15 protein-coding genes are annotated in these 16166 nt (G+C 71.7%); 2 read left to right on the top strand and 13 right to left on the bottom strand.

Annotated features, from left to right (window positions below; all coding sequences use genetic code 11):
• Positions 1 to 56 precede the first annotated feature (56 nt).
• The 7 genes from recX to ACWDEX_RS29575 all read right to left on the bottom strand — a co-directional run bounded on the left by recX (position 57) and on the right by ACWDEX_RS29575 (position 5397).
• On the bottom strand, positions 57 to 824 hold the full coding sequence (recX, locus tag ACWDEX_RS29605; RefSeq protein WP_450467426.1) for a recombination regulator RecX: 768 nt from the start codon (positions 822 to 824) through the stop codon (positions 57 to 59).
• Positions 825 to 827: 3 nt separating this feature from the next.
• Positions 828 to 1949 carry a recombinase RecA gene (recA, locus tag ACWDEX_RS29600; RefSeq protein ID WP_450467424.1) on the bottom strand — a complete coding sequence of 374 codons (1122 nt, stop codon included), beginning with the start codon at positions 1947 to 1949 and terminating at the stop codon, positions 828 to 830.
• Between the two features lie 297 nt (positions 1950 to 2246).
• Positions 2247 to 2696 (bottom strand): DUF4231 domain-containing protein, encoded by a 450-nt coding sequence (locus tag ACWDEX_RS29595; RefSeq protein WP_450467423.1) that lies wholly within the window; start codon positions 2694 to 2696, stop codon positions 2247 to 2249.
• Between the two features lie 345 nt (positions 2697 to 3041).
• A complete protein-coding gene (locus ACWDEX_RS29590; protein ID WP_450467422.1) occupies positions 3042 to 3236 on the bottom strand; it encodes a DUF3046 domain-containing protein in 195 nt (64 codons plus the stop codon).
• Positions 3237 to 3405: 169 nt separating this feature from the next.
• Complete coding sequence (locus ACWDEX_RS29585) at positions 3406 to 3714, bottom strand: AzlD domain-containing protein (RefSeq protein WP_450467421.1); 309 nt, start codon at positions 3712 to 3714, stop codon at positions 3406 to 3408.
• Positions 3711 to 4505: an AzlC family ABC transporter permease gene (locus ACWDEX_RS29580; RefSeq protein ID WP_450467420.1), complete on the bottom strand. Its 795-nt coding sequence runs from the start codon at positions 4503 to 4505 to the stop codon at positions 3711 to 3713. Before ACWDEX_RS29580 ends, ACWDEX_RS29585 begins: the two co-directional genes overlap by 4 nt.
• 10 nt (positions 4506 to 4515) lie before the next feature.
• Positions 4516 to 5397, bottom strand: coding sequence for an AraC family transcriptional regulator (locus tag ACWDEX_RS29575; protein WP_450467419.1), 882 nt, complete (start codon positions 5395 to 5397; stop codon positions 4516 to 4518).
• A gap of 113 nt (positions 5398 to 5510) precedes the next feature.
• Between ACWDEX_RS29575 and ACWDEX_RS29570 the strand changes: the two genes are divergently transcribed.
• Positions 5511 to 10532 (top strand): ATP-dependent helicase, encoded by a 5022-nt coding sequence (locus ACWDEX_RS29570; protein ID WP_450467417.1) that lies wholly within the window; start codon positions 5511 to 5513, stop codon positions 10530 to 10532.
• An 88-nt stretch (positions 10533 to 10620) separates the two neighbouring features.
• Positions 10621 to 11457: an Fpg/Nei family DNA glycosylase gene (locus ACWDEX_RS29565; protein ID WP_450467416.1), complete on the top strand. Its 837-nt coding sequence runs from the start codon at positions 10621 to 10623 to the stop codon at positions 11455 to 11457.
• Positions 11458 to 11606: 149 nt separating this feature from the next.
• Here the strand turns inward: ACWDEX_RS29565 and ACWDEX_RS29560 are convergent, their stop codons facing one another.
• From ACWDEX_RS29560 to rimO, 6 genes are all read right to left on the bottom strand, one after another.
• Positions 11607 to 11861 (bottom strand): hypothetical protein, encoded by a 255-nt coding sequence (locus tag ACWDEX_RS29560; RefSeq protein ID WP_450467414.1) that lies wholly within the window; start codon positions 11859 to 11861, stop codon positions 11607 to 11609.
• A 181-nt stretch (positions 11862 to 12042) separates the two neighbouring features.
• A complete protein-coding gene (locus ACWDEX_RS29555; protein ID WP_450467412.1) occupies positions 12043 to 12513 on the bottom strand; it encodes a Dps family protein in 471 nt (156 codons plus the stop codon).
• Between the two features lie 285 nt (positions 12514 to 12798).
• Positions 12799 to 13176, bottom strand: coding sequence for a helix-turn-helix domain-containing protein (locus tag ACWDEX_RS29550; RefSeq protein WP_450467410.1), 378 nt, complete (start codon positions 13174 to 13176; stop codon positions 12799 to 12801).
• A gap of 109 nt (positions 13177 to 13285) precedes the next feature.
• Positions 13286 to 13831, bottom strand: coding sequence for a CinA family protein (locus tag ACWDEX_RS29545; RefSeq protein ID WP_450467408.1), 546 nt, complete (start codon positions 13829 to 13831; stop codon positions 13286 to 13288).
• A complete protein-coding gene (gene pgsA / locus ACWDEX_RS29540) occupies positions 13828 to 14604 on the bottom strand; it encodes a CDP-diacylglycerol--glycerol-3-phosphate 3-phosphatidyltransferase (RefSeq protein WP_450467406.1) in 777 nt (258 codons plus the stop codon). The genes ACWDEX_RS29545 and pgsA overlap by 4 nt, the downstream gene beginning before the upstream one ends.
• Complete coding sequence (rimO, locus tag ACWDEX_RS29535) at positions 14601 to 16073, bottom strand: 30S ribosomal protein S12 methylthiotransferase RimO (protein ID WP_450467404.1); 1473 nt, start codon at positions 16071 to 16073, stop codon at positions 14601 to 14603. The genes pgsA and rimO overlap by 4 nt, the downstream gene beginning before the upstream one ends.
• Positions 16074 to 16166 lie beyond the last annotated feature (93 nt).

Below are 16166 nucleotides of genomic sequence, written 5' to 3'. Positions count from 1 at the left end.
CGAGGTCGGTGGGCTTCGGAGGGCGCGGGCTTCCAGCGCCGGTACAGCACCACCGGTCAGCACCTGTCGTCCTCCAGCCCCTCCGTCTCCTCCCCCTCCTCCTCCAGGGCCTGGCGGACCACACGCAGGGCCATCCCCTCGGAGTAGCCCTTACGGGCGAGCATGCCCGCGAGGCGGCGCAGGCGTTTGTCGCGGTCGAGTCCTCGCGTCGCGCGCAGCTTGCGGGCGACGAGCTCACGCGCGGTCGCCTCCTCCTGCTCGGCGTCGAGCTGCCCCACCGCTTCGTCGATCAGCGTGGAGTCCACGCCCTTGGTCCGCAGCTCCCGCGCGAGCGCCCGGCGAGCCAAGCCCCGGCCGTGGTGCCGGGACTCCACCCAGGCGTCCGCGAAGGCGCCGTCGTCGATCAGGCCGACCTCCTCGAACCGCGACAGCACCTCGTCCGCCACGTCCTCGGGGATCTCCCGCTTACGAAGGGCGTCCGCGAGCTGCTTGCGCGTGCGCGGGGTCCCGGTGAGCAGGCGCAGACAGATCGTCCGTGCCCGTTCGGCCGGATCCCCGGAGGACTCCCCCTCCTCGGCCCTCGACGAGAAGGGAGAGCCTCCGTCCGGTGCGCCGCCGGCCGCTTCTTCGGCACCGCGCCGCTGGCGTCTTCGGCGCCCCCCTCGCGCACCACCGATCGGAGTGTCCTCGTACGCACCCCCGTCACCGCGCACAGTGTCGAACGCTCCGTCACCGTCCCCGACGGTCCCCCCGTTGCCTGGGCTCCGCGACCCCTGCGCGGCGACGGGGTGGGCGTACTCGGCCCAGTCGGTTCGTCGTGTCATGGGCTAACTCTTGGCCGCCGACGCCTTGGATTTGCCGGCCTTGGCCGCGGGTGCCGTCTTGGCAGTGTCCCCGGCCGCGGGCGTGGCACCCGCCGCGTCAGCGCCCGGCTCGGTGGCGGGCTCCTCCGGGCGCACGCCGACGCCCAGCTTCTCCTTGATCTTCTTCTCGATCTCGTTGGCCAGGTCGGGGTTGTCCTTCAGGAAGTTGCGCGCGTTCTCCTTGCCCTGGCCGAGCTGGTCGCCCTCGTACGTGTACCAGGCGCCGGCCTTGCGGACGAAGCCGTGCTCGACGCCCATGTCGATCAGGCCGCCCTCACGGCTGATGCCCTGCCCGTAGAGGATGTCGAACTCGGCCTGCTTGAAGGGCGGGGCGACCTTGTTCTTCACGACCTTGCACCGAGTGCGGTTACCGACCGCCTCCGTGCCGTCCTTCAGGGTCTCGATGCGGCGGATGTCGATACGCACCGACGCGTAGAACTTCAGCGCCCGACCACCCGTCGTGGTCTCCGGAGAGCCGAACATCACGCCGATCTTCTCGCGCAGCTGGTTGATGAAGATCGCGGTGGTCTTGGACTGGTTGAGCGCGCTGGTGATCTTCCGGAGGGCCTGGCTCATCAGGCGGGCCTGCAGACCCACATGGCTGTCACCCATCTCGCCCTCGATCTCCGCGCGCGGGACGAGCGCGGCGACGGAGTCGATGACGATGAGATCGAGCGCGCCGGAGCGGACCAGCATGTCCACGATTTCCAGCGCCTGTTCGCCGTTGTCCGGCTGGGAGAGGATCAGGTTGTCGATGTCGACGCCGAGCTTCTTCGCGTACTCGGGGTCGAGGGCGTGCTCGGCGTCCACGAAGGCGACCTGACCGCCGGCCTTCTGCGCGTTCGCCACCGCGTGCAGGGTCAGGGTCGTCTTACCGGAGGACTCCGGTCCGTAGATCTCCACCACGCGGCCGCGCGGCAGGCCGCCGACACCGAGAGCCACGTCGAGGGCGGTCGACCCGGTCGGGATGACCTCGATGGGCTCCTTCGACCGCTCGCCCATGCGCATGACCGCGCCCTTGCCGAATTGCCGTTCAATCTGTGCGAGCGCGGCGTCCAGGGCCTTCTCGCGGTCGGTTCCTGCCATGGGTTCCACCCGGTTTGCTTGAGTCGATCGCTTCACGTCAAAGACGCTAACGCCTGCCACTGACAATGCGCCCCGACGCCCGTTCGGCCTGTGGATAACTCGGGCACTTCCCCAGGAAACGTGGGGAAACCCCCGCCGAGAGCCTCACCGGAGCCTCCATAAGAATGGATGTTCGATTTTCGTGTCAAGCGCGCCCCTCGAGCCCCAGGGGGCGGCGGCTGTCCTGTGACACCGACCGAGGCATGGCCGCCTGCGACTGGCGCGAGTCCCACAGTGCGCTTCCGTACGGCGTGCCGACTAGGCACTCGACGACGGTGCCGGTTCGCGACGGTGCTCCAGCCACGTGCGACTCAGATCATCCCAAACAGCCTGATACCGACCATAGATGCTGCCAAGATGGTCATGCGTCAGGTCGGCGGCAGGCGTCGATGCCACGAGGTACTCCAGGTCATCGGCGAGACGCTGGAAGCGATACTGCGTTTCTTCCATCAGCACCCACCGGGAGCGCCAGTTGAAGAATGGTTCGACAGCTCCCGTCACCGTCACGAGGGCCACCAGCGCGAAGGCCAGGTTTGCCCATATGCGCAGGCCCAGGATGATGGTGGAGGCCGCAGACAGTGCCAGTGTCAGCAGCTTGATCACCGAAGCGCGTCGACGGAACTGCCGCTTCTTTCCGCGGGCATAGTCGATACCTTGCCGAATCTTGCCCAGCAGGAGAGCAGCCGTCTCCGTCGGAGTAAGACCCACGCCCAGTCCACCGTCCGGGTGCACTCCGCCCCCACCCAACGCCTCGCATCACTTACGTCTCATTCCTCAGACGTCCTTCGGTGACGGCGTGGTTCCCCGGGTGTCTCCGCCTGGCGATACACGTGTTGCCCACGCCGACCTGACCGCTGTTCCGTGCGCCCTGGAGCGCCACCGCAAAGCAGCGGTTCGCCCGCGGCGATCGGCGGCTGCTGAGCCTCCGTGCTCGGTGCGCGGGTCTGCACGGCCGTCACCTGGTGAGCCTCGGGACGTCCTGGGAAGCCCTCATCCGGAGAATCTCGCCGACGTCACTGGCGCACTGAGGCACCTTCGACGTTCCGGGGCGCTTCAGCGCTTCTCATGCGGCAGGTCCATGGCCGTGCACACCGCGCGCCACACGTCCTTGGCCGCCCAGCCGGCGTCCAGGGCCTGGTGCACCGTGCGCCCGCCGAGCTCCGACATCACGTGATCGCGCGCGAAGGTGTCGGCGTAACCCTCGCCGAAGTGATCCGCCATCCGCTGCCAGAAGACCGTCAAACGCATGACTCAAGTATCCCGCCCGTGAGAGTGGCGCCGAACCGCTACCGCTCGGTCTCCGGGCACCGCCCGGAGTGCCGCGCCCCGTGATCGCCGACGTGCTGCGCACCCCTGCGGTGTACGGGCGGGTGCTCGGCTGACCGCACAGCCACGCGCGCGTGCGGCCAGCCTCCGCTCAGCCCGTCATCGCCCGCACCCCCGCCGTCACCACGACGGCCGCGCCGACGACCAGCAGGAACGGGGCGCGCAACAGCAGTGCCACAGCAGCCGCGGCGAGCCCCGCGGCCCTGGCGTCCAGTACGAGACCGCGGCCGTCGGCGAAGGTCTGCTGTGCCGTGAGGGCGGCCAGCAGGGCCACCGGCAGCAGGGTCGCGAGTCGCTGCACGAGCGGACGCTCCAGGACTCCGGCGGGGACCAGCAGGCCGATGAGTTTGACGGCGTAGCAGCCGACGGCGGTCACACCGATCGCAATCCAGACGTTCAACGGTCTTCCCCCTGTGCGTCGCCGTTCACGTCGTTCCGGTCCCGGTTCGGCGCGTCGTCCCCGGCAGCCACCTTGCCGTGGGCCTTCCAGCAGCCTTCCGCGAAGAGGGCGGCCGGGGCCGCCAGTGCCGCCACCAGGACCGGGACGCCTGCAGGCAGGACCGGAAGCAGGCCGAGCCCGAGCACCGCGGCCGCGCCCGCCACGGCGCGCTCGGTGGTGGTCTTCAGCTTCGGCGCGAGCAGCGCCAGGAACACCGCGGGCCCGGCGGCGTCCAGGCCCCACGCGTCCGTATTGTCGACGGCCTGCGCGCCGACCGCCCCGAGGAGCGTGGTCAGATTCCACAGGACGTAGAGGGTGAGCCCGGTGACGGTGAAGCCGATGCGGACGCTGCGCCGCGACGGCTGGGCGAGCGCGACTGCCGTGGTCTCGTCGATGACCCACTGGGCGGCGAACGGCCGCACCGCACGCGGGAGGGCCAGCAACTGCGACAGGCGTAGTCCGTAGAAGGCGTTGCGCACGCCCAGGAAGAAGGCGCCTGCGGCCGCTGTGAACGGGTTTCCGCCGGCGGCGAGCGCGCCGACGAGGGCGAACTGCGAGGCACCGGTGAACACCAGGAGGCTGAGCGCACAGGTCTGCAGGAGCGTGAGCCCGCTGCCGGCCGAGGTCACCCCGAAGGCGAAGCCGGAGAGCCCAACGGCGACCCCGACTCCCAGGGCGTCCCGGACGACCGCGGCGCCCGGTTTTCCGTTGTCGTCCCTGCGTATGTCTGCGAGAGCGGTCTGTTCTGCCACGCTCGCAACGCTACGAGCGGCCGCTCAGCGGGTCTTGTACGTTCTTGCGCCCGGGGCGCGCGGGCCCTCGCCCCTGCGTTCCCCGCTGGTAGGCCCCCGGAGGCACGCCCACGATGCGGGTGAAGTGGCGGTTGAGGTGCGGCTGGTCGGTGAACCCGACGGCGACGGCCGCCTGGGCGGGTGCGATGCCGGCGTCCAGGAGGCGGCGGGCCCGACGGACCCGGGCGTCGGTCAGCCAGGCGTGCGGCGGCATGCCGTAGGTGTCGCGGAACGCGCGCAACAGTGCGAACGGGCTGGTGCCGAGGCCGGCCGCCAGCCGCTCCAGGGTCGGCGGCTCGGCCATCCGCTCCTCGAGCACGGCACGCGCGCGTGCAGCGGCGCGGGCGCCCGCGGTGCGCACGGCGCACTGGGGCATCGGCCCGCCGTTCAGGCGGAGCAGCCGGGTCACGGCGACCCGCAGCAGGGTGTCGGCGGCGAGCGCGTTGCCCTCGTCCGCCGCCCGGAGCACCTCGTGGACCAGACCGACGGCGTACGAGTCCTCCAGCACCGGGCTGGTGAAGCCCGGGGTTCCGCGCAGGGCGGTCGTCTCGGCGGCGATCTCGGCCACCAGTTCCGGCGAGGGGTACACGGCCCCGTACCGCCAGCCCTCGGGTCCGCCGGCCCGGCCCGTGTGCGAGGTGTCGGGGTTGACCAGTGCCAGGGCACCCGGCCCCGCGTACTGGTCGGCACCACCGTGATGGAAGATCTCGACGCCGTCCGCGATGGCCGCGATCACGAAGTTCTCGTGGGTGTGCCGCAGGAAGGTCTTGCGGATGTAGCGGGCCCGCAGCAGATCGACACCGGGCAGTTCCTCGTACCGCCAGTGCCGCGCCCGCTCCCCGGAACCCGCCATGGATCCCATTCTGCGTCACCACCGGGCGGCCCGTGACCGCTCCCCCCGGCGTCCTCGCGAGGACGTTCACACAGGTCAGGGGCTTTGTCAGTGGGCGGGTGCAGGATGGATCCATGGTCAGTTCCGCACACCGAGCCCTTGACGGCTTCTCGCCCGCGACCCGCGGCTGGTTCACGGGGGCGTTCTCCGCGCCCACCGCTGCCCAGGCCGGGGCGTGGCGCGCCATCGCCGAGGGTTCGGATGTGCTCGTGGTCGCCCCGACCGGTTCCGGCAAGACGCTGGCCGCGTTCCTCGCCGCACTCGACCAGCTGGCGTCCACTCCACCGCCCGCCGACCCCAAGAAGCGCTGCCGGGTGTTGTACGTGTCCCCGCTGAAGGCCCTCGCGGTGGACGTGGAACGGAATCTGCGCAGTCCGCTCACGGGCATCCGCCATGAGTCGGTGCGGCTCGGCCTGCCGGAGCCAGAGGTGAAGGTGGGCATCCGCTCCGGCGACACCCCGGCCGCCGAGCGCCGTGCCCTGGCCACCCGCCCGCCGGACATCCTGATCACCACGCCGGAGTCGCTGTTCCTGATGCTGACCTCGGCCACGCGCGACGCACTGACGGGCGTGGAGACGGTGATCCTGGACGAGGTGCACGCCGTGGCGGGCACCAAGCGGGGCGCGCATCTGGCGCTCTCCCTGGAGCGGCTCGACGAACTGCTGCCCAAGCCCGCGCGCCGTATCGGCCTGTCCGCCACCGTGCGCCCGGTGGACGAGGTGGCGCGCTTCCTCTCCCCGCGCCGCAAAGTGGAGATCGTCCAGCCCGAGTCCGGCAAGGAGTTCGACCTGTCCGTCGTCGTTCCCGTCGAGGACCTCGGCGAGCTGGGCGGCTCCCCGGTCGCCGACGCGGCCGAGGGTGCGGAACGCCCGTCGATCTGGCCGCATGTGGAGGAGCGGATCGCCGATCTGGTCCAGGCCCACCGCTCCACGATCGTGTTCGCCAACTCCCGCCGTCTCGCGGAGCGGCTGTGCAACCGGCTCAACGAGATCGCGTACGAGAGGGCCACCGGAGAGACACTGCCGGAGCACCACGCGCCCGCCGAACTGATGGGCGGTTCGGGCGCGGCCCAGGGTGCGCCTCCGGTACTCGCCCGCGCCCATCACGGCTCGGTCTCCAAGGAGCAGCGTGCCCTCGTCGAGGAGGACCTCAAGGCGGGCCGGCTGCCTGCCGTCGTCGCCACCTCCAGCCTGGAGCTGGGCATCGACATGGGTGCGGTGGACCTCGTCGTCCAGGTCGAGTCGCCGCCGTCCGTGGCGTCCGGGCTGCAACGAGTGGGCCGCGCCGGGCACCAGGTCGGCGCGGTCTCCACGGGCGTGGTCTTCCCCAAGTACCGCGGCGACCTCGTGCAGTCCGCCGTGGTCACCGAGCGGATGCGCACGGGAGCGATCGAGTCGCTGAGGGTTCCGGCGAACCCGTTGGACGTGCTCGCACAGCAGCTCGTCGCCATGACCGCCCTCGACACCTGGCAGTTCGACGACCTCCTCGCCACGGTCCGCCAGGCCGCCCCCTTCGCCTCGCTCCCGGAGTCGGCTTTCACGGCGGTGCTGGACATGCTCGCCGGCCGCTATCCCTCCGACGCCTTCGCGGAGCTGCGCCCGCGGGTGGTGTGGGACCGGGTCGCGGGCACGATCACCGGCCGGCCAGGCGCCCAGCGGCTGGCCGTCACCTCCGGGGGCACGATCCCGGACCGTGGGCTGTTCGGGGTCTTCCTGGCCGGGTCCGATCCGAAGAAGGGCGGCGGCCGGGTCGGCGAGCTGGACGAGGAGATGGTGTACGAGTCCCGGGTCGGGGACGTGTTCACGCTGGGCACCAGCTCCTGGCGGATCGAGGACATCACGCGCGACCGCGTCCTGGTCTCCCCCGCGCCCGGCGTTCCCGGCCGACTGCCCTTCTGGAAGGGCGATCAGCTGGGTCGCCCGCTCGAACTGGGCCGTGCGGTAGGCGCGTTCCTGCGCGAGGTGGGCTCGCTGTCCACGGAGGACGCACGGCTGCGGATGCTGACGGCGGGGCTCGACGCCTGGGCCGCGGACAACGTGCTGTCGTACCTGGAGGAGCAACGCGAGGCCTGCGGTCACGTCCCGGACGACCGCACGATCGTCGTCGAGCGGTTCCGCGACGAGCTGGGCGACTGGCGGGTCGTCGTCCACTCCCCCTTCGGCGCCCAGGTCCACGCTCCGTGGGCACTCGCGCTGGGTGCCCGGCTGGCCGAGCGGTACGGCATGGACGCGCAGGTCATGCACGCCGACGACGGCATCGTGCTGCGGCTTCCCGATGCCGATCTGATGGGCCTGGACCTGCTCGACCAGGAGCCGCCGGCGGGCGCCTCTGTGGACATGTCGGTCGGCGCCGAGCAGGCGCCCGTCGGCGCGGCGGACGTCGTCTTCGACAAGGGTGAGGTCGACCAGATCGTCACCGACCAGGTCGGTGGCTCGGCACTGTTCGCGTCCCGGTTCCGCGAGTGCGCCGCCCGCGCGCTGCTGCTGCCGCGCCGCAACCCGGGCAGGCGCACCCCGCTGTGGCAGCAGCGCCAGCGCGCGGCCCAACTGCTCCAGGTCGCCAGCGAGTTCGGCTCGTTCCCGATCGTTCTGGAGGCCGTCCGCGAATGTCTCCAGGACGTCTTCGACGTCCCCGGACTCGTGGAGCTGATGGGCGACATCGAGTCCCGCAAGGTGCGGCTCGTCGAGGTCACCACGCCGGAGCCGTCCCCCTTCGCCCGCTCACTCCTGTTCGGGTACGTCGCACAGTTCCTCTACGAGGGGGACTCGCCGCTCGCCGAGCGGCGCGCCGCCGCACTGTCGCTGGACTCCCGGCTGCTGGCCGAGTTGCTGGGTCAGGCGGAGCTGCGCGAGCTGCTCGACGCCGAGGTGCTGACCGAGCTCGAGCGCGAGCTGCAGTGGCTCACCGAGGACCGGCGCGTCAAGGACATCGAAGGCGTCGCGGACGTCCTGCGACTGCTGGGACCGCTCACCGACGCGGAGTTGACGGAGCGCGGCACCGAGCCGCACTGGGCCCAGGAACTGGGTGCCGCCCGCCGCGCCATCAAGGTCCGCATCGCGGGCGTCGACCACTGGGCGGCCATCGAGGACGCCGGTCGCCTGCGCGACGCGCTCGGTACGGCACTGCCGGTGGGCGTCCCGGAAGCCTTCACGGAACCGGTCAAGGACCCGCTCGGCGACCTCCTCGCGCGGTACGCGCGCACGCACGGCCCCTTCACCTCGGCCAACGCGGCCGCGCGGTTCGGGCTCGGCGTGGCCGTCACGGAGGGCGCGCTGCAGCGGCTCTCGGCGGCCGGGCGGATCGTGCAGGGGGAGTTCCATCCGGCGGGAATCGGCCAGGAGTGGTGCGACGCGGCGGTGCTGCGCAGGCTGCGGCGCCGGTCGCTGGCGGCGCTGCGGCATGAGCTGGAGCCGGTGGCTCCGGCCGCGCTGGCGCAGTTCCTGCCGCAGTGGCAGCACATCGGCGGCGGGCACGGACTGCGAGGCGTCGACGGGCTGGTGCGGACGATCGAGCAGTTGCAGGGCGCGTCCGTGCCCGCGTCCGCCCTGGAGAAACTCGTCCTGCCGTCCCGCGTCTCGCGCTACACGCCCGGCATGCTGGACGAACTCACGGCCGCCGGCGAGGTGGTGTGGGCGGGCGCGGGTGCGCTGCCCGGTAAGGACGGCTGGGTCTCGCTGTATCTGGCCGACACGGCCCCGCTGCTCCTGCCCGCTCCGCCCCCGTTGGAGCTGACCGCCCTCCACCAGTCGGTCCTGGACGCCCTCTCAGGTGGCTACGGCCTGTTCTTCCGCCAGATAGCCGACCAGGTCCGTGCCACGACGCACCCGGACGCCACGGATCCACAGCTGGCCGACGCGATCTGGGACCTGGCCTGGTCGGGGCGACTGACGAACGACACGCTCGCACCGATGCGGTCGCTGCTCGGCTCGGGTCGCACCGCGGGCTCCACCGCCCACCGTGCCAAGCGCACGGTCCCGCGCGGGCGCTACGGCTCCCTGACGGCCACCGCCCGCCCCCAGTCCCGTACGGGCCCTCCGACCGTCGCGGGCCGCTGGTCACTGCTTCCCGCGCGCGAGGCCGATCCCACCGTCCGCGCGCACGCCCTGGCCCGGACCCTGCTGGATCGGCACGGCGTGGTGACCCGGGGGGCGGTGGCCGCGGAGGGTGTGGAGGGTGGCTTCTCGGCGACGTACCGCATCCTGTCCGCCTTCGAGGAGAGCGGTCAGGCACGGCGCGGCTATGTGGTCGAGGGGCTCGGCGCGGCACAGTTCGCGATGGACGGCGCGGTGGACCGGCTGCGCGCGGTGGCGAACGCGCGCGAGCGGGGCGAGCCGCTGCCTGACCCGGGCGCAGCAGGGCCAGGCGCCGGAAACGGCTACCCGAACGAATTCGCCGGGGGCAGCGGACATCCCCTCGCCCCGGCCGGTACTCCCGGCACCGGGCCCGGCCCGTTCGGCGCCCTGGACACCGCCTCCGGCTACGGCGGCCGCCCGGACGACGCGGCGGGCGCCGGCGCCCGCGACGATCTCGAGGACCCGTTCGCCACCGGCGTCACCGACGCCTTCGGCAAGGGCCGGTCTCTCCCGGACCCGTTGTCGGCCCCGGGTTTCGGAGGCCCGCGATCGGGCTCCGGCTTCTCCGCCGCGGATTTCGGTACCCGCTCCGCGCAGGGCCTGCCGCCGAACCGTACCCGTTCCACCAGTTCCCCCCGGGCCCTCGTCCTGGCCGCCGCCGACCCGGCGAACGCGTACGGTTCGGCGCTTCCCTGGCCCGAGCCGCCGACGGGTGCGGGGCACAAGCCGGGGCGCAAGGCGGGCTCGCTGGTGGTCCTCGTCGACGGCGAGCTGGCCCTCTACATGGAGCGCGGTGGCAAGACCCTGCTGGCCTGGCCCTCGGCTCCGGGGACCGGTCCGGCGGAGGACGCCCGACTACGCACGGCCGCCGAGGCCCTCGCGGCGGCCGCACGGGCGGGCTCCCTCGGCACGGTCACGGTGGAGCGGGTCAATGGCGCCTCCGCCCTCTCGTCCCCGTTCGGCATACTCCTGGAAGGCGCGGGCTTCATCGCGACCCCGCGAGGGCTGCGCATCCGCCCGTGAGCCTGCGGCGCCCCGGCGTGGTGCGGCGCAGAACCGGGCGGCCCGGCGCACCACCGGTCGGCGTCCCCCGGCATGTCACCCTTGAGCCATGCCCGAAGGTGACACCGTCTACCAAGCAGCGAAGCGTCTACGGGGGGCGCTCGCGGGCAGGGTACTGACCCGTTCCGACCTCCGGGTGCCCAGATACGCCACGGCCGACCTCACGGGGCGTACCGTCCTGGACGTCACCCCGCGCGGCAAGCACCTCCTCACCCGTATCGAGGGCGGGCTCACGCTGCACTCCCATCTGATGATGGACGGCGCGTGGAAGGTCTATGCGCCGGGGCAGCGCTGGAGCGGCGGCCCCGCCCATCAGATCCGGGCCATCCTCGGCACCGCCGACCGTACGGCCGTCGGTTACCGCCTGCCCGTCCTGGAACTCCTCCGCACCGCCGACGAGCACCGCGCCGTCGGCCACCTCGGCCCCGACCTCCTGAGCCCCGACTGGGACCCCGGCAGGGCACTGGAGAACCTGCTGCGCGACCCCGCCCGCCCCCTCGGCGAGGCCCTTCTCGACCAGCGCAACCTGGCCGGCATCGGCAATGTCTACAAGAGCGAACTCTGCTTCCTGCTGGGCGCGACCCCCTGGCTCCCCGTCGGCAGCCTCCGCGCCGAGCACGCCGCCCGTCTACCCGCCCTCGCCAAGAGGCTCCTGGAGGCGAACCGCGACAGCCCTGCGCGCAGCACCACCGGACGGCGCGAACAAAGGCTCTTCGTGTACGGCCGCGCGCCTCACCCCTGTCTGCGCTGTGGGACCCCGGTCCGGGTGGCCGACCAGGGCGACGGCTCCCGCGAGCGCCCCACCTACTGGTGTCCGACCTGCCAGTCGGGCCCGACCCCGGATACCGCGGAATCACGCAAGCGCCCTCCCTTTACATACGGTTGACCACCCGTCAGGTCGTTCACACCGTCACTGGCGCACAGTGCTGCGCGGACTGGCCGACAGGGCGGCCCCGGGGGGTTCCCCGATCACCCGCGCACCGCCCCGACTCCCCGTCACACCACACCGTTGCAGGAGCAGTCCCCTCACCCTGGTTACGCGCCCCTCCCCCGTCCTCCCGCGGCCCGCCACCGCGGCCGGGACCGTACCCATCGGCCCGACCCGGCCGCCCCAACGGCACCGGCCTTGGGCACGCAATGCACCGGCAGCAGGCTCAGCCCCCACCCGCCGGCCGCGACCGCCCCCTCCAGCACCCCCGCATCGGGTGCCAGCGCGAGTCGGAGCACCCCCCACCACCACAGCGCACCCAGCGCCAGCGCCGCCCCCCAGCGCGCTGCACGCCCCGCCATGGCCGTCACCTCCCACCCGAGGAACCAGACCCTAGAATGCCCTGTCACGGCCAGGAAGGGCGCACCACCGGCACACGGGCGCACCGGAACCAGCGCCTGCCCCCGACAACCGTCGCACCCGGCGCACCCCGCGCGCCCGGTCCCCCGCCCGGGTGCGGGAGGCCCTCGCGATGCTCGGCGCTCACCCGTGCGCCGCCTGGAACATCCAGTGGTGCTTCTCGAGGTCCGCGGTGATGGAGATGAAGATGTCCTGGCTCACCGGATCCGGCTCTGCGGTCGCGTCCACCCGCTCCCGCATCCGCGCGATCACCGCGCCCAGCGCCGACACCAGGGCGCCGACCGCGTCCGTGTCCTTGACCCAGCCCTGAGGCACGGAGCCGATACCGCTGCCCTGGGCGACCGTCATGGCCCGCCCGTCCGGCGGGACGCCCAGAGCCGAGGCCCGTTCGGCCACGGTGTCGGAGTGCCGCCGTGCGCTGTCGACGACTTCGTCGAGCTGGAGATGGACGGAACGGAAGCGCGGCCCGATCACGTTCCAGTGGATCTGTTTCGCCACCAGGGAGAGGTCCACCAGATCGACCAGGGCACCTTGCAGCGCCTCGGAGACGATCTTGAGGTCCGCGTCGGGCAGCGGGCTCTTCACGACGTACATCAGCTTCCTCCGCGAGGGTTCGTACAGCCCCGAGCCCCTGCCTTCCACCATGACCGCCGCGCGTGGGCCCGGCAATCGGGGAGCCCGCCCGCTGGGCCCGGCACCGGCCGCCACCGGCCGCCGGCCAGATCCGCGCGCCGAAGCACGCGCATGCCCTGCGAGCCGTGCCCGCATACGCTCCCGGACGTACAAGAGCCCCAGCCGAACCTCTCCGGATCTGTCCGGAGAAGCCCCGGCCGGGGCTCTGACACATACTGCCGCCTCACCCGTCCACGCGTGTGAGGATCAGGCGGCGACCACGCCCACTGCTTCGGCGGGCGCCTTGATCGTGACCCGTTCCGGTGGGACACCGGTGACAGACACGGAATTGAGCATCGGGCGACGCACCGGTGCGGGTACCGGCTCGGTGGCCGCAGCCGACTGTGCCAGCTCGGCGAGTGCGAGTTCGTCGCTCACTTCTCGCATGAGCTCGGACATCCGTACGTCCAGCGCGTCGCAGATCGCGGAGAGCAGCTCGGAGGAAGCCTCCTTCTGCCCCCGCTCCACCTCGGAGAGATAGCCGAGCGAAACTCGGGCGGACGAGGAGACTTCGCGCAGAGTACGGCCCTGGCGCTGGCGCTGCCGACGCAGCACGTCACCCAGCAGGCGACGGAGCAGAATCATCGGTGGCTCCCTCCTCGGACCGCGAAACCGCATCCTTCACGCCCCACCGTACCGCCTTGCGCCGCGGCCGTGCGGGGAGCGCTGTTGTGTTCACTCAGGGCTGCAAGCATCAAGTCCCCCCGTTCTCTTCAGTATCCTGTGCCCGCTCATTCCCGGTCTGTTCGCCCGCAAGCTCCTCCAGAAGCAGTGCGAGTACGCTCCGTACACTCTCCCTACGGATTTCCGAACGATCGCCGTTCAACCGCAGGGCGGCCACTTTCCCGCCACGGGATTCGCCGGGGACCTCTTCGAACGGCCCGTCCACCGCCACGAAAACCGTACCGACCGGCTGCCCGTCCTGCGTCTTCGGCCCGGCCACACCGGTTGTCGCGAGCCCCCAGTCCGCCCCGAGCGCCTTGCGTACGCCGGCCGCCATCTGGGCCGCGACCTGTGGATCCACCGCACCGCGCGCGGCCAGCAGGGTGCCGTCGACCCCGAGGACGTCCCGCTTGAGATCGGTGGCGTAGGCAGTGACGGAGCCACGGAAGGATCGGGAGGCCCCGGCCACCGCCGTGATCTCCGCGGCCACCAGGCCACCGGTCAGCGACTCGGCGACGGCGAGCGTCTCGCCCCTCGCCGTGAGGAGTCGCAGCACCTCGATGGCCAGGGAGTTCAACGCTCCGTCTCCTCGGCCACGGCCCGGCGCTCGGCGATTCCGCGCCTGCGCAGCACGATGGCCTGTCTCACATAGTCGAGTCCGGTGACGATGGTCAGGACGAGTGCCACGGCCATCACCCAGAACCTCAGGCTCGCAAGCCATCCCGTGAGCGCCAGCACATACATGCCGACTGCCACGCCCTGCGTCAGGGTCTTCAGCTTGCCGCCGCGACTCGCCGGGATCACGCCGTGGCGGATCACCAGGAAGCGCAGCAGGGTGATGCCCAGCTCACGGCCGAGGATCACCACCGTCACCCACCACGGCAGGTCACCGAGCGAGGACAGGCAGATCAGCGCCGCGCCCATGATCGCCTTGTCCGCGATGGGGTCGGCGATCTTCCCGAAGTCCGTGACGAGGTTGTACGTGCGCGCCAGATGGCCGTCGAACAGGTCGGTGATCATGGCGATGGCGAAGGCGGCCCAGGCGAGCGAGCGCCACGCGGGGTCGTACCCGCCGTCGGCCAGCATCAGCGCGACAAAGCCCGGTACGAGGAGCAGGCGGAGCATCGTCAGGAGGTTGGCGACGTTCCAGATGCTGGCCTGGTTGACCGCGGCGGCCGTCAGTTTGCCGCCCCGCGCCGGTCGTACGCCGTCCCGGGTGCCGGAGGCTCCGGGGGCACCCGGGCCCTGCACCGCCTCGGCGGCCGGAACACCGGAGGCAGCCTGGGCGCCGGACGCGGTGCCCCGCGCACCCGAAGAGCCGCCCGCTGCGGATGCCGGGATTCCCGTCATCTGCCCGCCTCCTCAGGGCCCCCGACTGAGCCGGCGAGCGGCTCGGCCACCAGATCGACCCCCTCCGTACCGACCACCTTCGCCTCGACCATACGGCCGACGACAAGACCTTCGCGCTCTGTGAACAGCACCTGGCCGTCCGTCTCGGGTGCCTGGTGCGCGGCACGGCCGTAGGCGCCCTCCTCCTCGTCGACGGATTCCACGAGCACGTGCACGGTCTCGCCGACACGCTCCTCGGCGCGCTGCGACACCAGTTCTTCGGCCAGCCGGGAGACACGGGCCAGCCGCTCGGCGACGACGTCCTCGTCGAGCTTGTTCTCGTACGTCGCCGCCTCCGTGCCGTCCTCGTCGGAGTACCCGAAGACCCCGATCGCGTCCAGCCGCGCGCCGGTCAGGAAGCGCTCCAGTTCGGCCAGGTCCGCCTCGGTCTCGCCGGGGAAGCCCACGATGAAGTTCGAGCGCACGCCGGCCTGCGGGGCCTTGCTCCTGATGGTGTCGAGCAGTTCCAGGAAGCGGTCGGTGTCACCGAAGCGCCGCATCGCGCGCAGCACGTCCGGCGCGGAGTGCTGGAAGGACAGGTCGAAGTAGGGCGCGACCTTCGGAGTGGAGGTGAGCACGTCGATGAGCCCGGGCCGCATCTCGGCGGGCTGCAGATAGCTGACGCGGACGCGCTCGAGGCCGTCCACCTCGGCGAGTTCCGGCAGCAGGGACTCCAGGAGGCGGATGTCGCCCAGGTCCTTGCCGTACGAGGTGTTGTTCTCGGAGACCAGCATGATCTCCTTGACGCCCTGCTCGGCCAGCCAGCGCGTCTCGTTCAGCACGTCGCTCGGGCGGCGGGAGATGAAGGAGCCACGGAAGGACGGGATGGCGCAGAAGGAGCACCGCCGGTCACAGCCGGAGGCGAGCTTCACCGAGGCGACAGGGGATCCGTCCAGTCGGCGGCGCAGGGGCGCACGGGGACCCGACTGCGGGGCGACGCCCTCGGGGAGGTCCACGGGGGCGCCGTGCCCGGGGAGAGCCACGTCCGATGCGGACTGCCGCTCCACGGGGCTGATCGGCAGTAGCTTGCGCCGGTCACGAGGGGTGTGCGACGCGTGGATGCCGCCGTTCAGGATGGTCTGGAGCCGGTCCGAGATATTCGTGTAGTCATCGAACCCGAGCACACCGTCGGCCTCCGGGAGGGCTTCGGCGAGTTCCTTGCCGTACCGCTCGGCCATGCAGCCCACCGCCACGACGGCCTGCGTTCTCCCGTGGTCCTTGAGGTCGTTGGCCTCCAGCAGGGCGTCGACGGAGTCCTTCTTGGCGGCTTCGACGAATCCGCATGTGTTCACGACCGCGACGTCCGCGTCCGCGGCGTCCTCGACAAGCTGCCAGCCGTCCGCCTCCAAACGGCCTGCGAGCTCCTCCGAGTCCACCTCGTTACGGGCGCAGCCAAGGGTGACGAGTGCGACGGTACGGCGTTCAGGCATGGGCTCAAGACTACTTCGTCCCGCCGACACCCCATGTCGACGGGGTTGGCCGATCTCGGCCAACCCCGTGCGTCCTGGACTGCTGAGCTTCGC

The sequence above is a fragment of the Streptomyces sp. NPDC001020 genome (genome assembly GCF_053599115.1).
The sequence above is the reverse complement of the archived record's forward strand: the minus strand, read 5'-3'. Positions and strand labels throughout refer to the sequence as shown.